Source organism: Trebonia sp., from assembly GCF_049794275.1.
Classification (GTDB): Bacteria; Actinomycetota; Actinomycetes; order Streptosporangiales; family Streptosporangiaceae; genus Trebonia.
Genome location: NZ_JBARCR010001153.1, coordinates 1 through 2,677, shown reverse-complemented (window position 1 = coordinate 2,677; position 2,677 = coordinate 1). Strand labels below are relative to the sequence as shown.

The 2,677-nt window shown below is 71.9% G+C and carries 2 protein-coding genes and 1 pseudogene; all 3 read right to left on the bottom strand.

What is annotated here, in order from left to right; translation table 11 throughout:
• Positions 1-1,055: adenosylmethionine--8-amino-7-oxononanoate transaminase (bioA, locus tag WA805_RS28525; RefSeq protein ID WP_425243871.1), on the bottom strand; the 1,055-nt coding region annotated here is incomplete at its 3' end.
• 42 nt (positions 1,056-1,097) lie between these two features.
• Entirely contained in the window at positions 1,098-2,456 is a 1,359-nt protein-coding gene (gene der / locus WA805_RS28520) for a ribosome biogenesis GTPase Der (protein ID WP_422279850.1), read from the bottom strand.
• Positions 2,457-2,482: 26 nt separating this feature from the next.
• Positions 2,483-2,677 (bottom strand): annotated as a pseudogene (locus tag WA805_RS28515) (hypothetical protein); the annotation flags it as partial.

Genomic DNA, 2,677 nt, shown 5'->3' with positions numbered 1-2,677 from the left:
GTCTCGATCCGCGTGACCGCGGCGCGCCAGCCGTCCGGGTAGGACGTCGTCGCCCGGTCGCCGAGCAGCACGTCGAGCGAAGCGTTCGCCACCGCGCAGGCCAGCGGGTTGCCCATGAACGTCGGCCCGTGTGCCAGCACGGGCAGCTCGCCCGCCGCGATGCCCGCCGCCACCTCGCCACTGGCGAGAGCCGCCGCGAGCGACAGGTATCCGCCGGTCAGCGCCTTCCCCACGCACATCACGTCCGGCGAAACCCCGGCGTGCCCGGCCGCGAACAACGCCCCGGTCCTGCCGAACCCGGTGGCGATCTCGTCAAAGACGAGCAGCACCCCGTGCGCGTCGCAGGCCTCGCGCAGCACCCGCAGGTACCCCGGGTCGTGGAAGCGCATGCCGCCCGCGCCCTGCACGACCGGCTCCACGATCACCGCGGCCAGCTCGTCTTTGTGCCGCCGGATCAGCTCGCGCAGCTCGTCCGCGTACGCTTCGTCCACGCCGGCCGCGAACCCGGCCGGCGGCAGCCCGGCGAACACCTGCCGGGGCAGCACGCCGTCCCACATCCGGTGCATGCCGCCCTCGGGGTCGCACACCGACATCGCCATGAACGTGTCGCCGTGGTACCCGCCGCGCCAGGTGAGCAGCCGCTTCTTGCCTGGCAGACCGCGCGACTGCCAGTACTGCAGGCACATCTTGACCGCGACCTCGACGCTGACCGAGCCCGAGTCGCACAGGAACACGTGCTCCAGCCCGTCAGGGGCAAGCGCCGCCAGCCGGTCGGCCAGGGTCACGGCCGGCTCATGCGTCAGCCCGCCGAACATCACGTGGCTCATCCGCCCCAGCTGTTCCTTAGCGGCGGCATCGAGCGCCGGGTGCGCGTACCCGTGCAGCGCCGCCCACCACGACGACATGCCGTCGATCAGCTCGGTACCGTCCGCCAGCCGCAGCCGCACGCCGCTGGCTTCGGCGACGACCAGCGGCGGATTCGCGGGCGGCATCGGAGCGTACGGATGCCAGACCCGCTTCCTGTCCAGCTCAAGCAGCTTTTCCTGGGAAAGCATGGAAAGGATTATCCCGAACGTACGCGGCTGGCTCTCGGCCGCCTATCCCCGCCTGGCGGCGGGCTTCGCCGGCTTGCCCGCGCCCTTGCCGCGCTTCTCGCGCACCCGCATGGTCACCTTGATCGGGGTGCCCTCGAAGCCGAACTCCTCCCGGAGCCGGCGTTCGATGAACCTGCGGTACGTCTCCTCGAGGAACCCGGTGGTGAACAGCACGAAGTGCGGCGGCCTGGTACCCGCCTGGGTCGCGAACAGGATCCGCGGCTGGCGCCCGCCGCGCATCGGCGGCGGGGTGGCGGCGACGACCTGGTTCAGGAACTGGTTGAGCTGGCCGGTAGAGACTCGCTGCTCCCAGCTCGCCAGGGCCTCCTCGATGGCCGGCACCAGCCGGTCGACGTGCCGTCCGGTGGCGGCGGAGATGTTCACCCGGGGCGCCCAGCGCGCCTGGTTGAGCTGGCGCTCGAGCTCCCGCCCCAGGTAGTGCCTGCGCTCTTCGTCGGTCAGGTCCCACTTGTTGAAGGCGATGACCAGCGCCCGGCCCGCCTCGATCACCATGGTGATGATGCGCAGGTCTTGTTCGGTGAGCGGCTCGCTGGCATCGACGAGCACGACCGCGACCTCGGCGCGGTCCAGCGCGCCCGCGGTGCGCAGCGTCGCGTAGTAGTCCGCGCCCTGGCTGTCCCTGAACCGCCGCCTGATGCCCGCGGTGTCCACGAACCGCCAGGTGGTGCCGCCGAGCTCAATCAGCTCATCCACTGGGTCACGGGTGGTGCCCGCCACCGGGTCGACCACCGCGCGCTGCTCGCCGGCGAGCTTGTTCAGCAGGCTGGACTTGCCGACGTTCGGCTTGCCGATCAGCGCCACCCGGCGCGGCCCGGACTCGCCGAGGCGTTCCGGCGGGGCCTCGGGCAGTGCGTCGAGCACGAGGTCGAGCAGGTCGCCGGCGCCGCGGCCGTGCATGGCGCTGATCATGACCGGCTCGCCGAGCCCGAGCGACCACAGCGAGGTGGCGTCGGCCTCGCTGCGCGCGTCATCCACCTTGTTGGCCGCGAGCACGACCGGCTTGCCGGACCGGCGCAGCACGTTCGCGACCGCCTCGTCCTCGTCGGTCGCGCCGACCCGCGCGTCCACCACGAACAGCACGGCGTCCGCCAAGTCGACGGCGATCTTCGCCTGCTCGGCAACCTGCGCCGACAGGCCCTGCGCGCGGGCTACCCAGCCGCCGGTGTCCACCACAGTGAACGTCCGGCCGCGCCAGTTGGCGTCGTACGCGACGCGGTCCCTGGTGACCCCGGGCACGTCCTGCACGACCGCCTGCCGGCTGCCGAGGATGCGGTTCACCAGGGTGGATTTGCCGACATTCGGCCGTCCGACGACGGCGAGCACCGGCTGCGTTCCTTCCACTTCTCCGTCAGTCCCTACGTTAAGAATCAACTGCTCTTGTCCCCCGCGCTGGCGAGCGGCCGCCGTTCGCCAGCCAGCCCGACGATCTCGTCGATCACCTCGGCGAGCGTCAGGTCGGTGGCGTCGATGAGCACCGCGTCCGCCGCCTTGGCGGACTGGGCGGCGTCCAGCCGGTCGCGCCGGGCCTGGTCCGCCTCGGTCACGTCGACGGCCGCGCCCTG